The following is a 25,949-nucleotide window of genomic DNA, read 5'->3' on the forward strand; positions in this document are numbered from 1 at the left end:
TCACTGTCCTTCTACGCGGATCACGGATTTGACGGTGTGGACGACAGGCAGATCGACGAGTCGATCGACCGTCTTCTGCAGAGTCGAGTCGGTGTTCGAGTGGGTGGCGAGCACGAGCTTCGCGTGCTGGACGCCGTTGTCGTCGATGTCCCCGATCGTCTGTCGCATCAGTTCGATGGATGCCCCTTCATCGGCGAAGACTTCGGAGACTGCGGCGAGCACACCGGGACGGTCGACCACGTCGAGGGTGATGTGGTACCTGGTCGTGATCGCCGAGATCGGCAGGATCGGGTAGTCCTCGTGGAAGGGACGTTCGTACTGTCCGCGACCGCCGAGCACCTTGCGCCTGGCCACGGACACGAGGTCTCCCAGCACGGCGGATGCGGTCGGTGCTCCGCCGGCTCCCTGTCCGTAGAACATCAGCTCGCCGGCGGCTTCGGCCTCGATGAACACGGCGTTGAAGGCACCGCGGACGGATGCCAGTGCGTGGCCGCGGTCGAGAAGCGCCGGGTAGACGCGCGCCGAGAGTCCGGCGCCTGCCGGTGATGAGGCCACACGTTCGCACACGGCGAGGAGTTTGATGACGAATCCCTGGTCTCGGGCGGTCTCGACCATCTCGGCGGTGACGCCTTCGATGCCTTCGACGTGGACGTCATCGATCGACACGGGTGCATGGAAGGCCAGCGAGGACAGGATCGCAGCCTTCGCCGCCGCATCGTGTCCGCCGATGTCAGCGGTCGGATCGGCCTCTGCGTATCCGAGTCCTTGGGCGGCAGTGAGGGCCTGGTCGAAATCCCAGCCCTCGGAGTCCATCTGGTCGAGGATGTAGTTCGTCGTGCCGTTGACGATGCCCATGATGCGTTCGATTCGGTCCCCGGCCAGCGAATCGCCGACAGGTCGGATGATCGGGATCGCCCCTGCCACCGCCGCTTCGTGCTCGAGGCGCACACCTGCGGCGTCGGCAGCGGACATGAGCTCGCCGTAGCTGGCGGCCAGCAGAGCCTTGTTCGCGGTCACGACCGATGAACCCTGGCGCAGCGCTGCGGTGATGAGCGAGCGGGCGGGTTCGATTCCGCCCATCAGCTCGACGACGATATCGGCTCCGGCGATGGCCGCCTCGGCGTCGGTCGTCAGCAGCTTCTCGTCGATTCCCGGACGGGCCTTCGAAGCATCGCGGACGACGATGGCGCTCAGCTCCAGCGGAGCGCCGATGCGCTCGGCCAGGCCCTCCGCGCGATTCTGGATTCGGGCGGCGACCTCCGTGCCGACGACTCCGCATCCGAGCATGGCAACCTTCAGTGCCTGCATTTCCTCACCTTTTCCGCTCTTGTCTCTCGCACTCATCAGTTCGACGCCACTCCCCCGGCCATTCCCGGGTCCGTGGCGAACATCTGCGTGTGGTCTTCGGGGGTCACGATCCACTCAACTCTATCGGCCTCGACGGCCAGCACGCCCGGCCGGGGCAGATGGTTGTAGTTGTTGGCCAGCGAGCGGCAGTACGCCCCGGTGGTGGGGACCGCGACGAGATCGCCTGCGGTGACGTCTGCGCCCATGTATTCGTCGCGGACGATGATGTCACCGGATTCGCAGTGCTTGCCGACGACCCGCACGATCGCAGGCTCGGCGTTCGAGTTCCGGTTGGCCAAGGTGCACGAATAGTCCGCGTCGTAGAGTGCCGTGCGGATGTTGTCGCTCATTCCCCCGTTGACAGCGACATAGGTGCGAGTGCCGCTGTCCGTGCTCACCTGTTTGACGGTGCCGACCTCGTAGAGAGTGAACACCGCCGGGGAGACGATGGCGCGTCCGGGTTCGATGGAGATCCGGGGAACGCTCGTACCCAGACCCCGGCATTCCTTGGCCACGACGGCGGCGAGCTCTGCGGCCATCTCCGCGACCGGGATCGGGGTGTCCTGGGAGGTGTAGCGGATGCCGAAGCCGCCGCCGAGGTCGACATCGGGCAGGTCGATGCCGTGTTCGCCCATGATCTCGGCTCGGAAGGCGAGTACGCGGGCGGTGGCGACCTGGAAACCGGAGATGTCGAAGATCTGCGAACCGATGTGGGAGTGGAGACCGTCGAGACGCAGATGTTCGGATTCCGCGACGAGACGAGCGGCTCGGGCGGCGGTGCCGTCGGCGAGAGAGAGCCCGAACTTCTGGTCTTCGTGGGCCGTGGCGATGAAGTCGTGGGTGTGCGCTTCGACGCCGACCGTGACTCGCAGCATGACCGGGGCGACCGTGCCTCTGGCCGCAGCGATGGATTCCAGACGTGCGACCTCATCGAGGCTGTCGACGAAGATCCTGGCCACGCCGTAGTCGAGGGCGTATTCGAGCTCCGCCGCCGATTTGTTGTTACCGTGCAGCCCGACGCGGTCGCCGGGGACACCGGCGGCGCGGGCGATCATCATCTCGCCCAGTGAGCAGGTGTCGAGGCCGAGCCCGGCCTCATGCACCCAGCGGGCCACAGCTGTGCACAGGAATGCCTTCCCGGCGTAGAACACATCGGCTCCGGCCAGTCCCTTCTGCACGGAGAAGGCATTGGAGAACGTGCTCAGGTAGGCCTCGGCGCGGCTGCGGAAGTCGGCGACGTCCATGACGAGTGTGGGGGTTCCGTAGCGTTCGGCCAGGTCCGTCACGGAATGACCGGCGATCGTGAGCACTCCGTCGTCGGACTTCGTGACGTTGTCCGACCACAGACTCGGCAGCAGCGCATTGACGTCATCGGGATAGGGCAGCCACACCGGGGCCGGTGTCGCGTGCAGGGTCCCTGCGATATGTGCGGGCATCAGATCCTCTCCGGGGCCGAAGCGCCCAATTGTCGTAGTCCTGCGGCGAGGACGATGGTGACGGCTCTCAGAGCGAAGAGCCGGGAGCTGTGGGTGACGGTGATGTCCTCATCGACCGTCGGAGTGACCGGGCAGCGGCGGATCCAGTCCTCGACGGCTTCGCCGAGTTCGAGGAGAGCGCAGAGGAAGGGATCGTTCTCGCCGAGGCGGCGCGAGCGTTCCAGCGCTGACGGCAGTCCCGCCACGGCATTGAGCATTCGCGTCTCGCTCGGATCCTCGAGTCTCGCCGCATCGACGACCTCGGACGGGATTCCCGCCCGGTGCGCCCGCCGCTGCTCGCGGCAGGCGGCGGCATGGCCGCGCTGCAGGATGTCCACTGTGACCGGGTCGACGTCACGGTTGTGCTCGCCGGCGACAAGAGCCCGTGCCGATTCCCTGTCCGCGGCGACGAGCAGCGTGCGCAGCGGCGACCCGTCCTGTTCCGCTCCCCCGGCTGGTTCGTTCCCGTCGGCTGCGGTGACGATGTCGCTGAGCACATGTGCTCGGCCAGCGGGTGTGAGGGTCACGTTGACGAAGCCGGGCCCGGCGATGACGGCGTCCGCCACCTCGGGGAGGGCACGCAATTCGGTGCACAGATGTGCGGCGAGCTGGGTTCGCTGCTCGGGTGCAGCGGCGGCGCGCAGCGCCACGGGCGTCGTCCAGTCACCGAGTTCGGAACGGTTCGGAGCCAGGACGTCGATCTGCATGGCGAACCCCGGTGCGACGAGGCCTGCCTCGGCCGTCGCCAAGGCGCGCGCGAGTGCAGTCTGCAAGTCTTCCGGGGTCACTCGAACAGAGTACTCGGGCCCGGACGGCGAGGACGAATCCGATCTCATCTTCGCTCTCATGACGAGACGGATGCCCGCTGGGCCTCAGATGGCGCCGGGTCGGCAGGCGGCGTGGCTGACGAAGAATTTGACGGCCACCGAGGCGAGCACCACGACGAATGCCGGCCACATGCTGTCGAAGCTCTGGAGGAGAAAGGCGAAGATCAGCGGGCCGGTGGCCGCGAGGAGGTACCCGCCGCCCTGGACAAAGCCGGACAGGGAAGCTGCCGCCTCGGCGTTTCGCGCGCGGAGGGTGATGAGTGTCAGAGCGAGTGGGAACGTGGAGATGCCGATGCCCAGCAGCACGGTCCACAGCACGGGAGCCGCTGTCGGCAGCAGCCACAGACCCAGGTACCCCACGGCCAGGCTGAGGCAGAAGCCGACGACGATGGGATAGGCCGAGGTCATCTTCTGAGCCAGGGTCGGCAGGACGAATCCGAGGACGAGGGGGATGGCGGTGACCAGCGCCAACATCGCCCCGCCGAAGGCAGCATCGAACCCGGAGCGGGTGAGCAGGCCCGGCAGCCAGGTGAAGAGGATGAAGTTGTTGAACGACGTCAGACCCGTCATCGTCATCAGCGCCCAGGCCCGAGGACTGCGCAGAAGGCGGGAGAGCTCACTGCCCCCGACGACGGCGACGGCCACCTCGGCGGCGGGCGCGGGCTTGACGATGCGAACGACGATCCACACGATCGCGCCCAAAGCCGCGAATCCGGCCCAGACGAGCAGTGAGCCTCTCCAACCGACGCCGGAGGCGAGGGGAACCGCCACGAGCGGCGGAATGAACGTCCCGAACTGGAGCAGCCCGACGTGCACGGTCGACATGAGAGCCACCCGGTCGGGGAAATACGATTTCACCAGGGGCGGGAGGACGACGTTGCCGATGCCCATTCCCAGCAGGGCCAGCACGCTCAGCGCCAGGAACAGCGACGGCGAATCGATGACCGCGCGGACACCCAGTCCGATCATGACCATCACCATGGCAGCCAAGGTCAGGCCGAGTCCGGAGAAGCGGGCATAGAGCCGAGGGGTGATGAAGCCGCTGATTCCGTAGAGCAGCGGCGGCAGCATGCCGATGACGGCCAGGAACACCGCGCTCAGTTCGATCTCTTCGCCCATGGCATCGAGCAGAGGCGAGAGCCCGGTGACTCCCGGGCGCAGATTGAAGGCAGCGAAGACGATTCCGAGGACGATCAGAATGCGGATGCGCGCGGAGTTCATGAGCTCTTTCCTATCAGACACCGATTTCCGGTTCGGTGGCCGGGGCCCATCAGAAGTCGAGTTTGAGACCTTCGACCGGTGAGAGTCGGGACGCTCGCCTGGCCGGTGCCAGAGCGGAGAGGATGCCGGCGACGACCGCCACACCGAGGATGCCGAGGAAGGACGGGGTGGAGAAGTCGACGATGAGGTCGGTGGAGTAGTCGTGGGTGACCAACCGTGTGCCGACGATGCCCAGGGCGCCGCCGAGCACGAGTCCCAGCAGTGCGGCCACCGACGAGATGAGCACCGCCTCGAGCGCCAGAAGAGTCCGCAGCTGCGCGATGCTCAGCCCCAGCGCCCGCATCAGCGCGTTCTCCCGACGGCGCTCGATGACGGAGAGGCTGACCGTGTTCGAGACGCCGATGAGCGCGATGACCACGGAGACGAAGAGCAGAGCCACGGCCCCGGCGAGCATGACATCGATGAGTTCGGAATAGGCACCCCGGGCGACGGCCGAGCCGCCGACCTCGTCGCTGGAGACGTCGAGTGTCTCGGCCACGGACTGACGGATGCGGGTGATCTCATCAACGTCGACATCCTCGTCGAGGCGGACGAGCACGGCCGTCGTCGTTGCCGAGATGCCGAGATCGTTGCCGACGTCGGGGGTGGTGAAGAAAGCGAGGCTGGAGAGGCCGTCCCTGTGCACGGGCACGCTCATCTCGTTGAGCCCTTTCACCCGCACTGTCGGTGAAGGATAGTCTTCGGGGACCGTGACCCGTCCGGACACGATATCGGCGACTGCGTCTCCGAGCACTGTCTCGGCGCTGTCCGGGTCGACGACGAAGATCTCGGGGCGGGAGCCCTTGAAGTCTTCGACCGCCTCGGCGCGGTGGGCGATGATCGCAGTGGATACGCCGGGAATCTCACGCACATCATCGAGTTGGTCATCGTCGACGAGGCCCGACAGCGGCACGGAGATGTCAACGGGATAACGCTGGTCGAGTCCGTGGCTGAGCGTCGCCTTCGTCGACATGCCGCCCACGAGGATCGTCGCCACCAAGGTCACACCGATGATGAGCGCCGTGGCTGTGGCCGCGGTGCGACGCGGATTGCGCAATGTGTTCAGGGTCGCCAGCTGGCCGGGAACGCCCCAAGGGCTGAAGAGCACCTCTCCCGTCCAGGCGACCACGGGCGGGATGATCTTCGCCGCGCTGATGACCAGCCCCGTGACCACGAGTCCCCCACCCAGCGCTCCGCCGAGGATCCAGAGCTGCGAGGTCGACACCGCATAGACGGAGACGATGACGAGGACCACACCCAGCCCGATGCAGCCGAAGCCCACGAGGTGGCGCGGACGAGCGCGGGTGCTCGGCGAGATGGACGCGTCGAAGGGCTGGAGTGCTTCGAGCGGTGTCACAGCGATGGCACTGCGAGCCGGTCGAATGGTGGCCACAATCGTCAGCAGGGCACCGACGATGACACCGCTGACCAGGGCGGAGACGGGAACGGTGAGAGTGTCGTAGGGGAACTCCTGCGGCCAGTAGCGCACCGCCACGGCCATCAGTCCGCGACTGCCGACGACCCCAGCGAGCACACCGAAGATCGACCCGAGCAATCCGACGAAGAGTCCTTCGGCCACGACCGAACCGTACATCTGCACGCGGGTGGCGCCGAGGCAGCGCAGCAGTGCGAATTCCCGACGGCGTCCGGCGACGATGACGGAGAAGGTGTTGGAGACGACCAGGATGGCGACGATGACGGAGATTCCGGCGAAGGCGAGCAGGAGACCGGTCACGACGGCGTTGCCGCCGGAGAGGCGATCGGTCTTCGCTTTCACGGCATCGTCCACGGAGAGCGCTTCGAGGCTGCCGCTCAGTTCCGAACCGTCGACGACCCTCTGCAGCTGAGTACGCACAGCCTCCGGGTCCCCGCCGCTCTCGAGGGCGATCTGAATGGCGATGACATCGCCCTGCTGGGCGAAATACTCCTGATAGCCCGATGCAGTCGTCAGCGCTCGAGTGGCGCCGGGCAGGGCCGGATCCTGCCCCATCTCGGCGATGCCCACCACGGAGAAGGTGACGCTGCTCTGACTCGGACCCCGGTAGATCGGCATGTCATCGTTTCCGATCTCCACTGGGACCGCATCGACGGTGAAGCGAATCTCATCGCCGACTCCGACGTTGAGATCGCTGGCCGTGCGAGTGTCGAGCACGAGGTCCGTCGTCGCTTCCGGTCGCTGACCGGAGACCATATCGAACGTGTCGAGCCGTTCATCGGCAGGCACCGGGGACAGCGCAAAAGAGCTTTCGGAGAATCCGGCACCTCGGCCCGTGGTCACTGTGCTGGCCGACAACGACGCGGTAGCCACCCCGTCGACTTCGGCTAAGGGGCGCAGCAGCGGAGAGGCCTCGTCTCCCCCGACGAAGACGTCTCTGTCCGGGACGACGGTGAGGTCGGCTTTCTCGAAGGAACGGCCGACGGCGTGTTCGAGGCTGTCCTGCAGCGAGGAGTTGATGATCAGAGTGGTTGCGACGAATCCCGCCGCCAATGCGATGCCGAGGCCGATTGCGAGGAATCGGGCCCAGTGGATCCGAATCTGCGCGAGGGCGACTGCGATCACAGAGAGCTCAGTTCACTCAGCGCCGTGACCACGCTCTCGCGGGTCGGCTGACGAACTTCACCCGTGGCTCGCCCGTCCTTGAGCAGAACGACCCGGCCGGCGTGCGATGCCGCGACGGGGTCGTGGGTGACCATGATGATCGTCTGCCCGTACAGGGTCGTGGCCCGACCGAGCAGGGACAGGACCTCCGCTCCGGCATGGGAGTCGAGGTTTCCCGTGGGCTCATCGGCGAAGATGACATCCGGCCGCGTCAGCAGAGCCCGGGCCACGGCGACTCTCTGCTGCTGACCGCCGGAGAGCTCGTGCGGACGATGCTGCAGACGATCGCCGAGTTCGAGGCGTTCGACGACTTCGGCCTTCCACTCACGATCGATCTTCTTCCGGGCCAGCGAGACCGGCAGTTCGATGTTCTGTTCAGCGCTCAGCGTCGGGACGAGGTTGAAGGCCTGGAAGATGAAGCCGACGCGGTCACGCCGCAGCTGAGTCAGCTGCCGGTCGTTGAGACGGGTGATGTCCTGGCCCCGCATGATGATCGAACCCGAATCGACACGGTCGAGCCCGGCAAGCACATGCATGAACGTCGATTTTCCGGATCCGGAGGGTCCCATGATGGCGGTGAAGCGTCCCGATTCGAAGTCGACGCTGATGTCGTCGAGAGCGTCGACTGCCGTATCACCGCGACCGAAGCTCTTGCGCAGTCCCTGCGCTCGGAGGACGATCTCATCGTCCCCCGCGCCGGTCTGGACGGGCTCTTCAGCAGGTTCCGACATCGTATGCCTCACATCGCGGTCCGGGTCTCGTCTCCGACTACCTTAGATCCTGGCTGCATCACCGACCACTCGGACCGCGTATGCAGAACCGCCCACCTCAGAAGTTGAGATGGGCGGCGTCGTGGTGCCCGCGACAGGATTCGAACCTACGACCTTCTGCTCCGGAGGCAGACGCTCTATCCACTGAGCTACGCGGGCAACGCATGCAACTCTATCACCGTTGGGCACCACCTCCCAAAACGACACCGCGGGCAGTCCTTCGAGGACTGCCCGCGGTGTCGTGGGGCTGTGATCAGCGATGTTCGAGCAGATCAGGCACCCTTCATAGCCTTGCGGCCGGGCACGTATTCCCAGTGCCAGAGCTCATAGGAATTGCGCTTGGCCCAGTCCGGATTCTCCCACCCGAACTTCTCTGCGTTGGCGACGAGCCATTCGTACTGCCGACCGGTTCCGTTCTGCGTTCCCGCGCCCAGGTCCAGCGCCAGGCCCCAACCGTGGTTGGAGGTTCCGGGACGAGCTGCGAAGCCGGGTTTGCGTGCCGCGACGGAGACCTGTGATTCCAGTGACCGGTAGGAGTCGGTGACTGCGAGGTCTTTGCCGGTGTCCTTCTTGAAGGCAGCGTTCATCTTCGCGAACGACACGGCCGCATCGGAGCGCAGCTTGTGGTTGCCCACGCCGATCTCGCACAGCCATCCGTCGGGCAGTTCGCCGTTGCTCGCCTCGCCCTTCGGTGCTGCTTCGTCACAGCCGGGCAGAACGGTCTTCGTGATCGCACGAGATGCCGCGTCGACCTTGGTCTGCTTGGCGCTCGGGGCGCCGATGGTCATCGAGGTCTTGTCATCGTCGTCGACCTTGATGTCGGCGGAGACCGATTCGGCGTTGATCGCACGTGGCTGGGACTGCGCGGCCGTGTCGTCGACCTTGACTTCCTGGTTGCCGCTCATGTTGCCGGCGACCATCACGGCGGCGATGGCGGTGCCGGTGACCGAGACGGTGGCCAGGGCGGAGAAGGTGGTGACCTGACGGCGGCGGACCGAGCGCAGCAGAGAACCGTCGGAACCGCGGCTGCCGAGCTGAGCCGCGGCCAGTGTCGACGTGTGACCCGCGGGGGTCATCGGCCGCGAAGCCTCTTTGGACATCGCTGCCCGTCGCGGTGAGCCCGCGGCGGCGCGGGCCTCGGCGGCCATCGCCGCGCGACGAGGTGAGAGGGCTGCGGATGCGCTGTTCCGCGACTGCGATGTCACGGGATGCGAAGAGTTGATCGTCGAAACCTGCGAAGAGGCGTTCTGCTTCCGCAGATCACGTCGGCGGACCGGCGGCGCCTCGACGGTCGAGAGCTCACTCGACATAGTGCTCCATACTGTTGGTGAAGATTGTGCGGTGGAAGCCCTCTGCCGGGCGCCCGAAAGCTTATGTCACAACACTATAACGACATCGTTACAGAATGTCACCTTCAGTTCATACACAGCGTGTGACCAGGTCATTCTCTGATGATGTCTGGTCATGGATCACTACAGGCGACCTACTCCAGGTGTCCTGAATCGGCGTTTCGTTACGAACCGTTACACAGTCGGTCACGTTTGGGTCTCCACACCGAACGGCGCTGCCCCACGTGCGCAGGCATTGCCCCCACTGCCGACCGCATGGCCTCACGCACCGGCACGGCGACGGAGGTGGACGCGACGCCTCGATGGCGGCCTCCCGCCAATCAGGAGACCGCCGTCGAGGCGAATGGATGAGCCGGTCAGATCGACCCGCGCAGAATGCTCAGCGGCGGAAGTCGAATCGTCCCCGCTGCATCGCATCCTGCACTTCGCCGACGAGTTCCTCAAGCACGTCCTCGAGGAACAGCAGGCCGAGGACCTGCGCCTGCGAGTCGATGACGCGGGCGACATGGATACCCGCCTTCTGCATCTGCGCCAGTGCCTCTTCGACCTCGTCATCGGCGGTGACCGTGAACAGGGGTCGGAAGCGCTTGCTCTGCACAGGAGCGTCGAAGGCCTCTTCGGTGTCCGCGTAGAGGACATCCTTGATGTGGAGGTAGTCCTGCGGATACCCGTCGTCACCGACGACGAAGTATCGGGAGAAGCCTGTCTTCCCGACCAAGGTCACAAGCTCGTTCGGGGTCACCTTGTCCGAAATCGTGATGAGTTCGGACATCGGGACCATGATGTCGGACGCAGTCTTGTCGCTGAACTCGATGGCGCCCTTGAGCAGCCCCGTGTCATCACTGAGCAGTCCCTCGCGCTTCGACTCGGCCACGATCGATTCGACCTGCTCGATCGTATAGGCCTCGTTGACCTCGTCACGGGCCTCGATCTTGAACAGGTGGAGGATCCCATTGGCCAGGCCGTTGAGGGGGCGGATGACGAAGCCGAAGACCCGCGCCAGGAACACCAGCGGTGTCGCCAGCAGCATCACGGCCTGGCCGGAGGCGGCCAGCGCCAGGTTCTTCGGCACCATCTCACCGATGACCACGTGCAGGTAGGTGACGACGCCGAGCGCCAGGACGAAGGAGATCGTCGAGGACAGGCCGGCGGGAATGCCCAGGCCCTCGAGGGGACCGGCGAGCAGGTGGTGGATGGCCGGTTCGGCCACATTGCCCAGAAGCAGAGAGCACACGGTGATGCCGAGCTGGCAGATCGCCAGCATCAGTGACACGTGCTCCATCGCATAGAGGGCGGTTTTGGCCGCCGCGGAGCCTTCGGCCGCTCGTGGTTCGATCTGTGATCGTTTGGCAGCGACCACCGCGAACTCGGCGGCGACGAAGAAGGAGTTGCCCAGCAGGAGAACGACCAGCCAGACCAGTCCGAACCAATCGGCGCTCATCGGGTCTCACCTCCGGTTTCGAATGCTCCTGCGTCGGCGGCGCGCAGCACCACCCGGAGGCGTTCGATGCGTCGTCCGTGCATCCGTTCGACCACGATGCGGGCATCGTCCATGCGGACCTCGTCACCCGGTTCGGGAATCCGTCCGAGCTCCTTGAGGACGAATCCGGCCAGAGTCTCGTAGTCCGAGTCCTCCGGGATGGTGACTCCGATCGTCGACGAGATCTCATCGGGCCGCAGCTGACCGGGCACGATCCAGGAGCCGTCGCGAGCCGGTCGTGCCGCGACGCGCATCCGATCGTGCTCATCGGCGACCTCGCCCACGAGCTCCTCGACGACGTCCTCGAGGGTGACCACTCCGGCTGTGCCGCCGAATTCATCGACGACCACAGCCATCTGCAGGCCGGTGGCTCGCAGTTCCAAGAGCAGCGGGTCGAGGCGCTGCGTCTCCGGGATCTCACGGACCTCGGTCATCAGCCCTCCTGCGTAGGCGTCGTCGCGGTTGCTCGGAGGCACGGCGAAGGCCTGTTTGACGTGAACGACTCCGACGATGTGGTCCTTGTCCTCGTCGGCCACGGGGAACCGGGAGAATCCGGTGTCCCGGGCCTGTTCGATGATCTGCCTGGCCGTGGTGTCCTTGTCCACCGTGGACATGCGCGTGCGCGGAGTCATCACATCTTCTGCGGTGCGCTCGGAGAAGCTCAGAGTCCTCTCCAGCAGACCTGCCGTCTGCTCATCGAGCACTCCCTCTTCGGCGGAGTGCCGCACGAGTGAGGTCAGCTCCTCCGGGGAACGCCCCACCGAGCCCTCTTCCTGCGGCTCGATGCCCATCGACATGAGGATCTTGTTCGCCGTGCCGTTGAGGACGGCGATGACCGGTTTGAAGGCGATCGAGAAGACGTACTGCATCGGTGCGGCGATGCGACCGGTCGCCAACGGCACAGCGATGGCGAGGTTCTTCGGTACGAGCTCTCCGAAGATCATCGATCCCACGGTGGAGACGATGAGGGCGATGGTCAGCGCCAGCGGGGCCGCGAGGCCGGGGCCGACGCCCCAGGCCTCGAACAGCGGCGCCAGCAGTCTGCCCAGGGACGGTTCCATGAGGTAGCCGGTGAGCAGAGTGGTGATCGTGATGCCCACCTGCGCTGCCGAGAGCTGGGTGGACAGGTGGGTCATCGAGCGCCGCAGCGTCTTCGCGCCGACGACGCCGTCTTCGACCGCCTTGTCGGCTGTGTGGCGGTCGAGCGTCAGCAGTGAGAATTCGGCTGCGACGAAGACGCCGGTGCCGAGGATGAGCAGCAGTGCGAGGGCGAGAAGTATCCATTCCATCAGTGACTGTCCCCGCCGTTCGCTGTCTGCCCAGCAGAGCAGGTGAGGTGTGAGACCCTCGCGGGGTGAGGGTCGTCATCTGGGGCGCCGGCTTCCCGCCGGCCGGGACTGTCACTGTGCATGAGGAGATCTTACCAACTTCCCGACAGCGGTCGGCCCTCTTCGTAGCCGGCGGCGCTCTGGACGCCGACCGCGGCCAGACGCGCGAATTCCCCGAGATCACCGGCTCCGGCATAGGTGCAGGAGCTGCGGACACCCGAAGTGATGCCGTCGAGCAGGTCTTCGACCCCAGGAGATTCAGGATCGATGTACATGGTCGACGAAGAGATGCCCTCTTCGAACAGTCCCTTCCGAGCCCGTGCAAAGGCCGATTCCGTTCTGGTCCGGTTGGCCACAGCCCGAGCCGAAGCCATGCCGAAGCTCTCCTTGTACTTCCGTCCCTCTCCGTCGACGAGCAGGTCGCCGGGCGACTCGTGCGTCCCGGCGAACCAGGATCCGACCATCACCTGAGAAGCTCCGGCCGCCAGGGCCAGAGCAACATCGCGGGGGTAGCGGACTCCGCCGTCGGCCCACACGTGGGCACCGAGCTCGCGAGCCGCCTCGGCGCATTCGAGCACTGCGGAGAACTGGGGACGACCGACCGCGGTCATCATCCTGGTCGTGCACATGGCTCCCGGGCCGACTCCGACCTTGACGATGTCGGCGCCGGCAGCGACGAGGTCGCGGACACCTTCGGCGGTGACGACGTTTCCGGCCACGATCGGCACCCCGAGCTCGGCATCGGCGATCGCCGACAGTGTGTCGAGCATCTTCACCTGGTGGCCATGGGCGGTGTCGACGACGAGGACGTCCGCGCCGGCTTCGACCAGCGCAGCGGCACGTTCGACCGCCGCACCATTGACGCCGATGGCCACGGCGATCTTCAGCCGACCCTGGTCGTCGACGTTGGGCGTGTAGATGGACGAGCGCAGCAGCGACTTCGGAGTCAGGCTGCCGAGCACGGTGTTCTCATCGTCGACGACAGCGGCGAACTCGGCTCGCGACTCCGTCATCGACTCGAAGAGGGACTCCAGCTGCGAGGCGTCCTCCCAGTCGACCTCGGAGGCGCGGATGACATGCGGCGAGGAGTCCAACAGCTCCGCCACCGAGGTGAAGCGATCGACTCCGCGCAGATCTGCGGCATTGATGATGCCTTCGAGCTTTCCCGCGTCGTCGACGACGACGCCGAAGCCGTGCGGACGCTTGGCCAGCACATGCAGGGCATTGAGCACTGTGTCCTCGGGTGAGAAGCGCAGCGCAGACTCGAAGATCCGGTCGCGGCTCTTCACCCAGGCGATGGTCTCCTGCGCGGCGGTCAGCGGAATGTCCTGGGGCAGCACCGCCAGTCCCCCGCGACGCGCCATCGTCTCCGCCATCCGCCGACCGGACACAGCGGTCATATTCGCTGCGACGAGCGGCGTCGTCGACCGGGTCGGATCGGTCGTCGTGAGGTCGACTTCGAAGCGCGAAGTCAGCGCCGACGAGTTCGGCACGAGGAAGACATCGGAGTAGGTGAGATCGGTGTTCGGGTCATTTGAGATGAAACGCATAACACTATTGTCCCTGAACTGCACATTCGATGGCACATCACGTTAGGCTTGGAGATGTCGTTAAGCAGCAAGTCTTGAATCAGGAAGTAGGCGATCAACGCCGTGTCCGTCAATACTCCGAACCGCACCGTTGAAGACTTCGGGTCGAATGAGTGGCTGGTCGAGGAATTGTATGAGCAGTACAAGTCAGATAAGAATTCGGTCGACCAGTCCTGGTGGCCCTTCTTCGACAAGTACGAGAAGAACGGCGGAGGCGCTCAGTCCGCTGCCGAGCCCGCCGCCAAGCAGGAGGCGAAGCCGGCCGCGAAGAAGTCGGATGGCAAGGCCCCTGCCTCAGCTGCAGCCCCGGCGACCTCCCGCGAGACCTCTCGCGGCGTCTCCCCGTCCTCGGCTGAGTCCGAGACGCTGAAGGCCGAGACCAAGTCCGTGCCGAAGGTCACCGCGAAGGAAGCCGCACCGAAGCCCGCACCGGAGGAGACGATCACTCCCCTGCGCGGACCCGCGAAGCTCATCGCCAAGAACATGGATGAGTCGCTCGAAGTCCCGACCGCCACCTCGGTCCGGGCCCTGCCTGCCAAGGCGCTCATCGACAACCGGATCGTCATCAACTCGCACCTCAAGCGCACCCGTGGCGGGAAGGTCTCCTTCACCCACCTCATCGGCTTCGCCGTGATCCGCGCCCTGCAGAACTTCCCCTCGCAGAACGTCTCCTACGACGTCCGCGACGGCAAGCCCGTGATGATCTCCCCCGCCCACATCAACTTCGGACTCGCCATCGACGTGCCGAAGAAGGACGGATCCCGCACCCTGCTGGTGCCCAACGTCAAGAAGGCCGAGACGCTGACCTTCCGCCAGTTCGTCGACGCCTACGACGGACTCGTCGACAAGGCACGTCAGGGCAAGCTCACCGCCGACGACTTCGCCGGCACCACCGTCTCGCTGACGAACCCCGGCGGAATCGGCACGGTCCACTCCGTTCCGCGTCTGACCAAGGGCCAGGGCTGCATCATCGGCGTCGGCGCGCTCGACTACCCCGCCGAGTTCCAGGGCGCCAGCCAGCAGACCATCAACTCTCTGGCCGTGTCGAAGGTGCTGACCATGACCTCGACCTACGATCACCGCGTGATCCAGGGGGCCGGTTCGGGCGAGTTCCTCAAACTCGTCCACAGCTACCTGCTCGGCGAAGACGGCTTCTACGACGATGTCTTCGAATCCCTGCGCCTGCCCTACGAGCCGGTTCGCTGGGTTCCCGACGTCTCCGCCGAAGACCAGGACGACGTCAACAAGACCGCACGCGTCATCGAACTCATCGATGCCTACCGCACGCGCGGTCACCTGATGGCCAATATCGATCCTCTGGTCTACCGTCAGCGGTCTCACCCGGATCTCGACATCAATCAGCACGGTCTGACCCTGTGGGATCTCGAACGCGAGTTCCCCACCGGCGGATTCGGATCGAAGCCGATGATGCCCTTCCGCAACATCCTCGGTCTGCTGCGAGAGAGCTACTGCCGGACCACCGGCTTCGAATACATGCACATCGCCGACCCGGTCCAGCGCCGCTGGTTCCAGTCGAAGATCGAGGTTCCGCATCAGGAGCTCACCCGTTCGGAGCAGGGACACATCCTCGGCCGTCTCAACGCAGCCGAGGCATTCGAGACCTTCCTCCAGACGAAGTACATCGGACAGAAGCGCTTCAGCCTCGAAGGCGGAGAATCCGCGATCGTCCTCCTCGACGAGATCCTCAACCAGTCCGCGGACACCGGCCTCGACGAGGTCGCCATCGGCATGGCCCACCGCGGTCGGCTCAACGTGCTCACGAACATCGCCGGCAAGTCCTATGCGCAGATCTTCCGTGAGTTCGACGGAACCATGTCCCCGGACAGCGTCCAGGGGTCCGGTGACGTGAAGTACCACCTGGGCACCAAGGGTTCGTTCACCTCGCCGGCAGGCAACACCACCGGAGTCTACGTCGCGGCCAACCCCAGCCACCTCGAGACCGTCGATCCGGTCCTCGAAGGCATCGTGCGCGCCAAGCAGGATCTCGTCGACCAGGGCGAGTCCGGCTTCACCGTGCTGCCCGTCCTCGTCCACGGCGATGCCGCATTCGCCGGACAGGGTGTGGTCACCGAGACGCTCAACCTCTCCGAGCTGCGCGGCTACCGCACCGGCGGAACGGTCCACGTCATCATCAACAACCAGGTCGGGTTCACCACTCCCCCCGCCTCGGCGCGTTCCTCGTTCTACTGCACGGACGTCGCCAAGTCGATCAACGCCCCGATCTTCCACGTCAACGGCGATGACCCCGAGGCCGTCGTCCGGGCGGCCCGCCTGGCCTTCGAATACCGCCAGGAATTCAACCGGGACGTCGTCATCGACCTCGTGTGCTACCGCCGTCGCGGCCACAACGAGGGCGACGATCCGTCGATGACCCAGCCGACGATGTACTCCCTCATCGAGAAGAAGGGTTCGGTGCGCAAGCTCTACACCGAATCCCTCGTCGGCAGGAAGTGCATCACCGACGAAGAGGCCGCCGAGGCGCTCAAGGACTACCAGTCAAAGCTGGAATCGGCCTTCGCTGAGACCAAGGAAGCCGAGACCGGCTCCTACGACGGAGAAGCGTTCAACGCTCCCTACGAGCCCAGCGACATCGAGACCTTCAACGATGCCGAGACGGCCATCAGTCCCGAGACTCTGCAGCGCATCGGCGAGGCCTTCACAGAGATCCCCGAGGGCTTCACGGTTCACAAGAAGCTGCGGGCGCTGCTCGAGAAGCGCAAGGAGATGTCGCTGTCGGGCGGAATCGATTGGGGCTTCGCCGAGCTGCTGGCCTTCGGATCGCTGCTCATGGACGGCGTGCCGGTGCGGCTGGCAGGCCAGGACTCCCGCCGCGGGACGTTCGTCCAGCGCCACTCGGTGCTCATCGACTCGGTCAACGGCAACGAATGGACGCCGCTGCAGAACCTCACCGAGGAGCAGGCTCGCTTCTGGGTCTACGACTCCCTGCTCAGCGAGTACGCCGCCGTCGGCTTCGAATACGGCTACTCCGTCGAACGCAAGGACGCCCTCGTGGCGTGGGAGGCTCAGTTCGGTGACTTCGCACAGGGTGCGCAGACCGTCATCGACGAGTTCATCTCCTCCTCCGAGCAGAAGTGGCAGCAGAACTCCGGTGTCGTCATGCTCCTGCCCCACGGCTATGAGGGACAGGGACCCGACCATTCCTCGGGTCGCATCGAGCGCTACCTCCAGCTGTGTGCGGAGAACAATATGACGGTGGCCTACCCGTCCTCGGGTGCCTCGTACTTCCACCTGCTTCGTCGCCACGCCTCGACGACGAACAAGCGTCCGCTCATCGTCTTCACCCCGAAGTCGATGCTGCGCCTCAAGGCAGCGGCGAACTCGCCGGAAGACTTCACCTCGGGCAAGTTCCAGGCCGTCATCGACGATACGGACGTCGACTCCTCGCAGGTCGAACGTGTCGTCCTCGTCTCCGGCAAGCTCTACTGGGATCTCAAAGCCAAGCGGGAGAAGGACAACGACACGAAGATGGCTCTCGTCCGCCTCGAGCAGCTCTACCCGCTCGACGAAGCGGCCATCACCGCTGTGCTCGACCGCTTCCCGGCCGATGCCGAGATCGTCTGGGCCCAGGAAGAGCCGAAGAACCAGGGAGCATGGCCGTTCATGGCACTGCACCTGCCCGAGCTCCTCGGCGGCCGTGAGGTCAAGGTCATCTCCCGTGCCGCTTCTGCAGCCACCTCGACTGGGCTCAAGCACTTCCACGATGCTCAGCAGAAGGAACTCGTCGACCGGATCTTCAGCCGGTGAGCAGCGACGTCACCACAACCATCGCCGTGGTCGGAGGCCCTTTGGTCGCCGGCCACGGCGATGGCCGTGGCCTCGGATGGGTCGGTCGGGTGACAGCGAGGACTCTGCCGAGTCTGCCGGAACTCAAGGTGTATCCCCTGGCCGTGCCGACCGAGGATTCCGCCGGTCTTCACGCGCGGACCATCGCCGAGGCGTCCCTGCGGTTCACCCGGGACGGGGACAACCGTCTGGTGCTGGCTCTGGGTTCCGGGGATCTCGATTCGGGGCGTTCGGTCGCCAGGGCTCGCCTCGATGTCGCCAACATCCTCGACGAGGCGTTGGCGCGAAAGGTCTCGACGTTCGTGCTGGGCCCACCGCCTGAACACGACGGTGACCGCAACCGTCGCATCGCTGAGCTCAATGCCAGCTTCTCCGATGTGGCCAAACGGCGCGGCATCACCTATGTCGACACCTTCACGCCCCTCCTCGGCCATCCCGTGTGGCAGCGCGAGGTCGCGTCGTCACGGGACCATCTGCCGGCGCAGGAGGGATACGGTCTGCTGGCCTGGCTGGTTCTCCATCGCGGCTGGTTCAACTGGCTGGGCGTCCAGGACGGCCTCGGCGACAGTTGACCTGACTCTGGGTGCCCGACCGAAGTTCTCCGCGGTGCTCGGTCGAAGATAAGATCAGCGGTGACGGCCGCATCATCTTGTCGAACCGATTCGGCAGGGCCGGTGACCTGGTCCGACTTTGCTCTGCTCGGGCGATCATGAGACAATTGAGCGTCTATCAAAGGAGGGCACAATGAGCAAGCGTGGCCGTAAGCGTCGCGATCGCCGCCGTAAGAAAGCAAACCACGGCAAGCGTCCAAACGCATGATTCGCTGATACGTTCGGTGAATGACGAAGGCGGGAAGAGATTCGAATCTCTTCCCGCCTTCGTTGTGTCCGTGGGCTCCCGGGCTGTTCCCGGGCGCCGGTCAGGAGTTCTGTTCGAGTGCGATCCGCTGCCGGATCTTCTCTCGCAGACCCATCGGGGCACGGTCGTGGCTGCACGAACGACGCACGAGCTCTTTGAGCAGCGCTTCGATCTCATACTCGTCATGACACGACGGGCACTGTTCGAGGTGGATCGAGATCTCGCGGATCTCCGTCGTCGTCAGTTCACCGTCGAGGTAGTGGTAGATGCGCATCAGAGACTCGGTCCTGACGCTTTCGCAGCATCCTTCGTCGCTCATTTCGCACCTCCCTCAGGACTCACGAAACCGCGCTCGGCGGCATAGTCGGCCAGCATCTCCCGCAGCTGTCGACGACCGCGGTGCAGTCGGGACATCACTGTGCCGATCGGCGTCTCCATGATCTCGGCGATCTCCTTGTACGGCAGGCCCTCGACATCGGCATAGTAGACGACCATGCGGAAGTCTTCGGGCAGCGCCGAGAGCGCCTCCTTGACGTCGGAGTCCGGAAGGTGGTCGAGGGCTTCGAGTTCGGCGGAACGACCGCCGGATGACGAGTGGCTGTTCGCCTGTGCGATCTGCCAGTCCTCGATGTCCTCGCTGCCGTGCTCCTGCGGCTGGCGCTGCTTCTTGCGGTAGTTGTTGATGAAAGTGTTCGTCAGGATCCGGTACAGCCACGCCTTGAGGTTGGTTCCGGGCTTGTACTGATGAAAGGCGGCATACGCCTTCGCATAGGCTTCCTGGACGAGATCTTCGGCATCTGCCGGGTTGCGGGTCATACGCAGAGCAGCTGCGTAGAGCTGATTGACATATTCCAGAGCATCCCGTTCGAAACGCGCCGACCTCTCGGCGTCGGTTTCGGGGGCTTCTTTGACTGATTCGGTCATCGCAGTCAATGGTACGCCCGTTCTCTCCAGGACGGCAGTGGCGCTCATAGACTTCTCCTTCTGCCTGTCGACTTCGCGACGGGTGCACCCGTCGAATGGCTTCACCCCGTACAACATCGGACCGACGTCCCACTATTCCCACCTCAGCAGTTATGCTTGCCAGTGAGATGACCGCCACGTAGGAAGGACCACTGTGTCTCCCATTCGTCTTATCGCACGGCCCATGCTGGCCGCCGGCTACATCCTCAACGGCGTCGAACGACTGCGCAAGCCGGAGGCAGCGGCCGCATCGGTCGGCCCGCTCCTCAACCAGGCTCGCAAACAGGTCGACGTCCCCGTCGACGCAGTGACTCTCGCCCGAGCCACCGGTGTGGCACAGGTCGCTGCCGGTTCGATGCTCGCCATCGGACGCTTCCCGCGGCTGAGCGCATCGATCCTCGTCGGCACCTACCTGCTCGACACCGTCGGAGAGCGTCTGTCTGCCGACAAGACGACGTCGAAGGAGGAGAAGAAAACCCGCAACGAACGCACTCTTCTGCGCACCTCGATGCTCGGCGGTGCCCTGCTCGCCGCCGTCGACACTGCAGGACGCCCCGGCCTGTGGTGGCGGACTCAGCACGCGGCCGAAGACCTGTGGTCGAGCGTGGAAGACACCTCGAAGCAGGCTCTGAGCGCATTCGGAGTTGACTGACATCTCCACGCACACTCCCCCGGCGACCGGCGACTGGCAGCCGCCGGTCGCCGGTTCCGCCGTCTCTGCCACTGTGACCGTTCCCGGTTCCAAGTCCCTGACGAACCGCTATCTCATCCTTGCGGCCCTCGCCCGTTCCGGATCCGATCTCAGGGGATGGCTGCGCAGCCGCGACACCCTGCTCATGGTCGACGCCCTGCGTCGCCTCGGCGCCGTGATCGACGAAGACGGCGATGAGCTCCACATCGAGCCGATTCCCTTCTCGGGCGGACACGTACCCACAGACGCTGCTGGCCAGGACTCCGCACCGATCACCATCGACTGCGGTCTCGCCGGAACTGTGATGCGTTTCATCCCCCCACTTGCCGCGCTCACCGGCCGTGACGTCGTCCTCGACGGCGACGAACAGGCCCGAGTCCGGCCGATGTCGGTGACGATCGAGTCTCTGCGGGAGCTCGGTGCGTCGATCACCTCCGCCGCGGGCACATTGCCGATGACGATCCACGCCGACTCACAGCTGCGCGGCGGCCACCTCGGCATCGATGCCAGCGCCTCCAGCCAATTCGTCTCTGGTCTGCTGCTCGCCGCTCCCGTCATGCCTCTGGGTCTCGAACTCACCAACACCGCGGACACGGTGCCCAGCCGAACGCACGTGGATATGACGATCGAAGTCCTCCGCGACGCGGGCGTCGACATCAGCGAGCCCGAACCCGAGCGCTGGATCGTCGAGCCAGGACTTCCGCGCGGTCTCGACGTGCAGGTCGAACCCGACCTGTCCAATGCCGCAGCCTTCGCGGCGGCGGCCGTGGCCACCGCCGGATCCGTGACCATCGCCGACTGGCCCGTGCACACGACGCAGGCAGGTGACGGCTTCCGCGAGATCGCCGAGGCGTTCGGAGCCACGGTGCGCCTCGATAGGGAAGGACTGCATGTGCAGGGTCCGGACCGGCTCACCGCTGTCGATCTCGACCTGTCGGCCGTCGGCGAGCTCACCCCAGTGGTCTCGGCTCTCGCTGCTATGGCAGAAGGAACGTCGCAGCTGCGCGGAATCGGGCATCTGCGTGGGCACGAGACCGACCGTCTGACGGCTCTGACCAGAGAGTACGGTGCCATCGGCGTCGATGTCGTCGAACACGCCGAGGCGCTGACGATCACCGGCACCACGCACCTGCGCCCGGCGCTGTGGCATACCTACCACGACCACCGAATGGTCATGGCCGGTGCCGTGCTCGCCCTGCGCAATGACGGAATGGTCATCGAGAACGCCGGCACTGTGGCCAAGACCCTGCCTGCCTTCACTCAGCTGTGGGAAGCCATGCTCACCCCCGGAGCCTGATATGGCGAAGATCTTTCGCGATGAGGACTACCGACCCCGGCCGAACCGACGCGGTTCACGACCGCGGACGAAGAACCGCCCCGACCACAAGGACGCCGTATCGGGTCTGGTCACCGCGGTCGATCGGGGCCGGTACCGGGTCATCCTCGCTGACGACGACGGGAACTTCCCGTCAAGTCCCCCAATTCGGAAGAAGGGGAAGCGGTCACGTGGGGCCACCTCGGTGACTGCGGTACGCGCCTCGCACCTGCGCAAACAGGCAATCGTTCCCGGCGACGTCGTCCGCCTCGTCGGCGACACCTCCGGGACCGAGGGCACCCTGGCCAGGCTCGTGGAGATCACCGACCGGCAGACCCTGCTGCGCCGCAGCGCCGATGACACCGACCCGACCGAGCGCGTCCTCGTCGCCAACGTCGACGTCATGGGCATCGTCACGGCCACCGTGGACCCGGATCCCTCGTTCGGTCTCATCGATCGCGCACTCGTCGCGGCCTTCGATGCGGGGATCACTCCCCTGCTCATCGTGACGAAGACCGATCTGCGCCCGGCGACGGAGCTGAAGGAACGCTTCTCCGCGTCCGGGATCGACATCGTCGAATCCTCCATCGATCCCGACGCCGAACCGACCGATACGAGAGTCGCCGCGAACGATGCGACCCAGGACGAGGCCGTACCCCACGCCGAGGTGGCCGAACGTCTCCGCGGACGCATCAGCGTCCTCGTCGGCCATTCCGGAGTGGGCAAATCCACGTTGACCAACGTTCTCGTTCCCGCCGCCGACCGCGCGACGGGCCATGTCAATGATGTGACCGGACGCGGACGTCACACCTCGTCGTCGGCCGTGTGCCTGCCGTTGGAACGCGGCGGATGGCTCATCGACACCCCGGGAGTGCGCAGCTTCGGCCTGGCCCATGTGGACCGGGAGACCCTGCTCTCCGCGTTCCCCGAACTCGTTGAGGCCACGGCCGAATGCCCCCGCGGATGCACTCACCTCGCGGACTCTCCCGGCTGCCGACTCGATGAGTGGGTGGCCGACGGCAAGGCCGGACCGGGAGGAGTCTCACGGCTGGAGTCCCTGCGCCGGCTGCTGCCCTCGACTGGATAGGCTGGAGTCATGAACGACCTCGACCTGGCGATCGAACTCGCCGATCTCGCCGATGCCATCAGCCACCCGCGCTTCCGGGCACAGGACTTCGCCGTCGAAACCAAACCCGACCTCACCCCGGTCACCGAATGCGACCGTGCGGTGGAGAGGGCGATCATGGATCGACTCACAGAGGTTCGATCCGATGACAGCGTGCTCGGTGAGGAATTCGGTGCACACGGGCAGTCATCGCGACGGTGGATCATCGATCCCATCGACGGAACGAAGAACTTCGTGCGCGGAGTGCCCGTGTGGGCGACGCTGATCTCGCTCTACGACGGTGACCAGCCGCTGCTGGGAGTCGTCTCCGCTCCCGCACTCGGGCGCCGGTGGTGGGCGGAAGCAGGGCAGGGCGCCTACGCGACCGAACTCGGGTCCCCGGCCGAACGCATCGGTGTGTCATCGGTCGACTCTCTCGCCGATGCGTCCCTGTCGTATTCCTCGCTGTCGGGTTGGAAGGAACTCGGCATCCTCGATGAGTTCCTCGATCTCTGCGATTCGCTGTGGCGCACTCGCGGATACGGCGACTTCTACTCCTATATGCTGCTGGCCGAGGGTGCTGTCGACCTCGCCTGCGAACCCGAGCTCGCGCTCTACGATATGGGCGCGCTCGTACCCATCGTCCTCGAAGCGGGAGGCTCCTTCACGAACACGGCCGGACTTCCGGGGCCCTTCGGCGGCAATGCGCTGGCCAGCAATTCTCGCCTCCATGAAGCCGCACTCGATCGGCTGGGTCGGGTCGCTCCCGCGGAGGTCTCCTGATGCCGGACATCATGAGAGCCCCGCTGTGGCATGAGATGGCCGAATCCGCGGGGCTGACGAATCCGGATGGGTCGATCGGTGAGACGATCTACGGGCAGATGACGAAGTTCGCCGCCGAGGTCGGAGCCGTCAACCTCGGACAGGGTGCTCCGGGCACGGAGCCTCCGGACGAGCTGATCGCCGCGACGGAAGTGGCGATGCGGGCCGGTTTCAATCAATACGCCCCCGGTCAGGGTTACCCGCAGCTGCTCGATGCCGTGGCCGCTCAACGCGGACGCGACTTCGGACAGCACGTCGATCCGAACGAGGTGCTCTACACTGCGGGCGCCACCGAGGGCCTGACCGCCGCGATCCTCGCTCTGCTGCCGCGCGGCGGCTCCCTCGTCGCCTTCGAACCGTTCTACGACTCCTATCCGGCGGCGATCGCTGCCGCCGGCGGAACTCTGCACACAGTGCCGATCCTGCCCGATGGCCACGGCGATTTCGCCCCGGACTGGGAGGTTTTCGACCGAGTGATCGCCGAGGTCGATCCGGAGGTCATCCTCGTCAACACTCCGCACAATCCCACCGGGTTCATCTTCTCTGCCGCTGATCTCGGCCGGATCGGACGAGCCGCCGAGGAGGTCGATGCCTGGGTGCTCTCCGATGAGGTCTACGAGCAGCTCGTCCTCACGGATCTGGGGCATGTGCCTCCCGCCGTCGCCATCGAGGATTCTGCACGCGTCGTCACGGTCTCCTCGGCGGGCAAATCATGGAATACGACGGGATGGAAGATCGGCTGGGTCGTCGCCTCCCCCGAGGTTCGCCAGGCCATTCAGACCGTCAAGCAGTTTATGTCGTTCACGGCCGGCGGTCCGATGCAGATCGGAATGGCCGAGATGCTCGATGGCGATTCACAGTTCGTCGCCGAGAACCGAGGTTCGCTGCGGGCACGCGCCGAGGTTCTCGTTCCCGCCTGTCGCTCGGTCCCGGGTGCCGAGGTGTCCACTCCGCGCGCCGGCTATTTCACAGTGGTGGACTTCTCTGCACTGACGGATCTCGATGCCTTCGAGCTCAATGAGCTGCTGGCCAGAGAATTCTCCTTGGTCGGGATTCCCGTACCGGCCCTGTGCCGGCCTGGCAGTCCGGCGTACGAGGCCTATAGGTCTTCGATCCGCTATTCGTTCTGCAAGTCCGTTGCCGATGTCGACAGGGGCGCACAGCTGTTCATCGCACTCGGAGGCCATCTTCGGGAGCACCCGGACGCGCTGCGTCGGAGGCTCTGAGTATCCCCCGCTTTCGTGCTCGAAGCCGAATGCGTTACTGATACGCGGGAAGGCACAGGAGTCGCCGCGCTGAGGGACAGGAGGCGCCGCGCCGAGGGACAGGAGGCGCCGCGCCGAGGGACAGGAGGCGTCGCGCCGAAAGACGCCAGAAGGGGCGAACCGCATGGGCGGTTCGCCCCTTCTGCATCGGACAGCGACGCTGACCGTTGAATCTGGCTCCGTCTCGGCGCACGCGCCGATCAGCAGCTCAGCTCAGTTCAGGACATGTCAGGCCTTGACGAGCTCGAGTTCGAGTTCGATCTTGATCTTGTCGGAGACGAGAAGCTCTCCTCCGCCGAGGACGGCTTCGAAGGACATTCCGAAGTCCTTGCGGTTGACCGTGGCGGTGGCCGAGAGGCCGGCGACCTGGTTGCCGTTCGGGTCGGTGGCGACTCCGGCGAATTCGGTGGCGAAGGCGACTTCCTTGGTCACGCCGCGCATCGTCAGCTCACCGACGGTCTCGAACTCGTCGGCGCCGTCGGCCTTGATCGCGGTCGATTTGAAGCTCAGCTTCGGGTGTTCCTCGGCGAGGAAGAAGTCGCCGCTCTTGAGGTGACCGTCGCGCTGCTCGTTGCGGGTGTTGATCGAGTTCGCTGAGGCCTCGGCGGATACGGCGCTGTCTTCGAGGGTCTCACCGACGTTCACGTTGCCGGCGATCTCTTCGAAGTGGCCGCGGACCTTCGAGACGCCCGCGTGGCGAGCGGTGAAGGTGAACTCCGAGTGGATGGGGTCGATGTTCCAGGTTCCGGCGGTGAGTCCCTGAGGCAGAGCAGTCATGATTTCTCCTTTTGGTTGAAATTTGAAGTACAAGATTCACTATAGTTCAACTTTCAACCACATGCAACCCCTGCAGATGAACGGCAAGTAACCATGTGGCGGAGGTCACCTGTATTCGGTTTGGCCGCCAGGTGACCCCTCGTGTAAAGTTAAGAACACGCCGCGGGGTGGAGCAGTTCGGTAGCTCGCCGGGCTCATAACCCGGAGGTCGGGGGTTCAAATCCCTCCCCCGCCACGATAGCGGCAGAACCCCCAGTCAGTTCTCTGACTGGGGGTTCTTCTCATTCACACCATCTTCGCGGCA

Annotated in this window: 21 protein-coding genes and 2 tRNA genes; 9 read left to right on the forward strand and 14 right to left on the reverse strand. The window is 65.2% G+C overall.

Annotation, left to right across the window (positions count from 1 at the left end):
- The 11 genes from SB749_RS09700 to SB749_RS09750 all read right to left on the reverse strand — a co-directional run bounded on the left by SB749_RS09700 (nt 1) and on the right by SB749_RS09750 (nt 13,985).
- Complete coding sequence (locus SB749_RS09700) at nt 1–1,308, reverse strand: homoserine dehydrogenase (protein ID WP_410710147.1); 1,308 nt, start codon at nt 1,306–1,308, stop codon at nt 1–3.
- A gap of 35 nt (nt 1,309–1,343) precedes the next feature.
- Complete coding sequence (lysA, locus tag SB749_RS09705) at nt 1,344–2,783, reverse strand: diaminopimelate decarboxylase (RefSeq protein ID WP_139466973.1); 1,440 nt, start codon at nt 2,781–2,783, stop codon at nt 1,344–1,346.
- On the reverse strand, nt 2,783–3,610 hold the full coding sequence (locus SB749_RS09710; RefSeq protein ID WP_410710148.1) for a DALR anticodon-binding domain-containing protein: 828 nt from the start codon (nt 3,608–3,610) through the stop codon (nt 2,783–2,785). Before SB749_RS09710 ends, lysA begins: the two co-directional genes overlap by 1 nt.
- Before the next feature lie 84 nt (nt 3,611–3,694).
- Nucleotides 3,695–4,870, reverse strand: a complete 1,176-nt coding sequence (locus SB749_RS09715) for a CynX/NimT family MFS transporter (RefSeq protein WP_410710149.1) — start codon at nt 4,868–4,870, stop codon at nt 3,695–3,697.
- Between the two features lie 49 nt (nt 4,871–4,919).
- The gene (locus SB749_RS09720) at nt 4,920–7,469 is read right to left on the reverse strand and encodes an ABC transporter permease (RefSeq protein ID WP_410710150.1); all 2,550 of its coding nucleotides are present in this window, start codon (nt 7,467–7,469) and stop codon (nt 4,920–4,922) included.
- A complete protein-coding gene (locus SB749_RS09725; protein WP_410710151.1) occupies nt 7,466–8,239 on the reverse strand; it encodes an ABC transporter ATP-binding protein in 774 nt (257 codons plus the stop codon). The genes SB749_RS09720 and SB749_RS09725 overlap by 4 nt, the downstream gene beginning before the upstream one ends.
- Before the next feature lie 122 nt (nt 8,240–8,361).
- A tRNA-Arg gene (locus SB749_RS09730) sits at nt 8,362–8,437 on the reverse strand.
- 113 nt (nt 8,438–8,550) lie between these two features.
- Nucleotides 8,551–9,588, reverse strand: coding sequence for a D-alanyl-D-alanine carboxypeptidase family protein (locus SB749_RS09735; protein WP_410710152.1), 1,038 nt, complete (start codon nt 9,586–9,588; stop codon nt 8,551–8,553).
- A gap of 418 nt (nt 9,589–10,006) precedes the next feature.
- Nucleotides 10,007–11,068, reverse strand: coding sequence for a hemolysin family protein (locus tag SB749_RS09740; protein WP_410710153.1), 1,062 nt, complete (start codon nt 11,066–11,068; stop codon nt 10,007–10,009).
- Nucleotides 11,065–12,396, reverse strand: coding sequence for a hemolysin family protein (locus SB749_RS09745; protein ID WP_410710154.1), 1,332 nt, complete (start codon nt 12,394–12,396; stop codon nt 11,065–11,067). Before SB749_RS09745 ends, SB749_RS09740 begins: the two co-directional genes overlap by 4 nt.
- Before the next feature lie 131 nt (nt 12,397–12,527).
- Complete coding sequence (locus tag SB749_RS09750; protein ID WP_410710155.1) at nt 12,528–13,985, reverse strand: GuaB1 family IMP dehydrogenase-related protein; 1,458 nt, start codon at nt 13,983–13,985, stop codon at nt 12,528–12,530.
- 102 nt (nt 13,986–14,087) lie between these two features.
- Here SB749_RS09750 and SB749_RS09755 point away from each other — a divergent pair, with 102 nt between their 5' ends.
- From SB749_RS09755 to SB749_RS09765, 3 genes are all read left to right on the forward strand, one after another.
- Complete coding sequence (locus SB749_RS09755; RefSeq protein ID WP_410710156.1) at nt 14,088–17,810, forward strand: multifunctional oxoglutarate decarboxylase/oxoglutarate dehydrogenase thiamine pyrophosphate-binding subunit/dihydrolipoyllysine-residue succinyltransferase subunit; 3,723 nt, start codon at nt 14,088–14,090, stop codon at nt 17,808–17,810.
- Nucleotides 17,807–18,421, forward strand: a complete 615-nt coding sequence (locus SB749_RS09760; RefSeq protein ID WP_410710157.1) for a GDSL-type esterase/lipase family protein — start codon at nt 17,807–17,809, stop codon at nt 18,419–18,421. Before SB749_RS09755 ends, SB749_RS09760 begins: the two co-directional genes overlap by 4 nt.
- Before the next feature lie 172 nt (nt 18,422–18,593).
- Complete coding sequence (locus tag SB749_RS09765; protein ID WP_098731028.1) at nt 18,594–18,668, forward strand: 50S ribosomal protein bL37; 75 nt, start codon at nt 18,594–18,596, stop codon at nt 18,666–18,668.
- A gap of 100 nt (nt 18,669–18,768) precedes the next feature.
- Here the strand turns inward: SB749_RS09765 and rsrA are convergent, their stop codons facing one another.
- A complete protein-coding gene (gene rsrA, locus SB749_RS09770) occupies nt 18,769–19,026 on the reverse strand; it encodes a mycothiol system anti-sigma-R factor (RefSeq protein WP_039210641.1) in 258 nt (85 codons plus the stop codon).
- Nucleotides 19,023–19,631, reverse strand: coding sequence for a sigma-70 family RNA polymerase sigma factor (locus tag SB749_RS09775; RefSeq protein ID WP_139466962.1), 609 nt, complete (start codon nt 19,629–19,631; stop codon nt 19,023–19,025). Before SB749_RS09775 ends, rsrA begins: the two co-directional genes overlap by 4 nt.
- Nucleotides 19,632–19,824: 193 nt before the next feature.
- On the opposite strand from SB749_RS09775, the gene SB749_RS09780 reads away from it, so the two are divergent.
- The 5 genes from SB749_RS09780 to SB749_RS09800 are packed head-to-tail and all read left to right on the forward strand — an operon-like array spanning nt 19,825 to nt 24,829.
- The gene (locus tag SB749_RS09780) at nt 19,825–20,322 is read left to right on the forward strand and encodes a DoxX family protein (protein ID WP_410710158.1); all 498 of its coding nucleotides are present in this window, start codon (nt 19,825–19,827) and stop codon (nt 20,320–20,322) included.
- Entirely contained in the window at nt 20,315–21,658 is a 1,344-nt protein-coding gene (gene aroA / locus SB749_RS09785) for a 3-phosphoshikimate 1-carboxyvinyltransferase (protein ID WP_410710159.1), read from the forward strand. Before SB749_RS09780 ends, aroA begins: the two co-directional genes overlap by 8 nt.
- Nucleotide 21,659: 1 nt before the next feature.
- A complete protein-coding gene (gene rsgA, locus SB749_RS09790; RefSeq protein ID WP_410710160.1) occupies nt 21,660–22,763 on the forward strand; it encodes a ribosome small subunit-dependent GTPase A in 1,104 nt (367 codons plus the stop codon).
- A gap of 9 nt (nt 22,764–22,772) precedes the next feature.
- Nucleotides 22,773–23,564, forward strand: coding sequence for an inositol monophosphatase family protein (locus SB749_RS09795; RefSeq protein ID WP_410710161.1), 792 nt, complete (start codon nt 22,773–22,775; stop codon nt 23,562–23,564).
- The gene (locus SB749_RS09800; RefSeq protein WP_410710162.1) at nt 23,564–24,829 is read left to right on the forward strand and encodes an aminotransferase class I/II-fold pyridoxal phosphate-dependent enzyme; all 1,266 of its coding nucleotides are present in this window, start codon (nt 23,564–23,566) and stop codon (nt 24,827–24,829) included. The genes SB749_RS09795 and SB749_RS09800 overlap by 1 nt, the downstream gene beginning before the upstream one ends.
- Before the next feature lie 267 nt (nt 24,830–25,096).
- Here the strand turns inward: SB749_RS09800 and SB749_RS09805 are convergent, their stop codons facing one another.
- Entirely contained in the window at nt 25,097–25,645 is a 549-nt protein-coding gene (locus SB749_RS09805; protein ID WP_410710163.1) for a YceI family protein, read from the reverse strand.
- Nucleotides 25,646–25,806: 161 nt separating this feature from the next.
- Between SB749_RS09805 and SB749_RS09810 the strand changes: the two genes are divergently transcribed.
- A tRNA-Met gene (locus SB749_RS09810) sits at nt 25,807–25,880 on the forward strand.
- Nucleotides 25,881–25,949 lie beyond the last annotated feature (69 nt).

Origin of the sequence: Brevibacterium sp. SIMBA_078 (assembly GCF_046534565.1) — a bacterium.
Lineage (GTDB): Bacteria > Actinomycetota > Actinomycetes > Actinomycetales > Brevibacteriaceae > Brevibacterium.